2 tRNA genes and 1 rRNA gene are annotated in these 506 nt (G+C 50.4%); all 3 read right to left on the bottom strand.

Annotation, left to right across the window (positions count from 1 at the left end):
• Nucleotides 1–83: 83 nt before the first annotated feature.
• A tRNA-Ala gene (locus HMPREF9412_RS01460) sits at nt 84–159 on the bottom strand.
• A 91-nt stretch (nt 160–250) separates the two neighbouring features.
• A tRNA-Ile gene (locus tag HMPREF9412_RS01455) sits at nt 251–327 on the bottom strand.
• 11 nt (nt 328–338) lie between these two features.
• Nucleotides 339–455 (bottom strand): 5S ribosomal RNA (gene rrf / locus HMPREF9412_RS01450).
• Between the last annotated feature and the right edge of the window lie 51 nt (nt 456–506).

Below are 506 nucleotides of genomic sequence, written 5' to 3'. Positions count from 1 at the left end.
CCCAGTCTTTGACCGGAAGATTATCATATCATACTATATTTCGCAGTTCAACCTGCAATTTATGGTAACGATATGAAAGTTTATGGTGGAGCCAAGGGGGATCGAACCCCTGACCTCCTGCGTGCAAGGCAGGCGCTCTCCCAGCTGAGCTATAGCCCCATAATTCACTCCAAAAGTGAAATATGGCTTCGAGGTTCATTCCGATTATTCACCGGACGCCTCGCCACTTCCATATGAAGTTAGTATTTAATGGTGGGCCCTAGTGGACTCGAACCACCGACCTCACCCTTATCAGGGGTGCGCTCTAACCAGCTGAGCTAAGGGCCCATATAAAATACGCTTGGCGACGTCCTACTCTCCCGGGACCCTTCGGTCCAAGTACCATCGGCGCTGGAAGGCTTAACGGTCGTGTTCGGTATGGGAACGCGTGGAACCCTTCCGCCATCGCCACCAAACGTATTCATGGTGAAAGAATTGATCTTTCAAAACTGACCAACGAGTGAGTT

The sequence above is a fragment of the Paenibacillus sp. HGF5 genome, assembly GCF_000204455.1.
GTDB classification, from domain to species: Bacteria; Bacillota; Bacilli; order Paenibacillales; family Paenibacillaceae; genus Paenibacillus_AQ; species Paenibacillus_AQ lautus_A.
The sequence above is the reverse complement of the archived record's forward strand: the minus strand, read 5'-3'. Positions and strand labels throughout refer to the sequence as shown.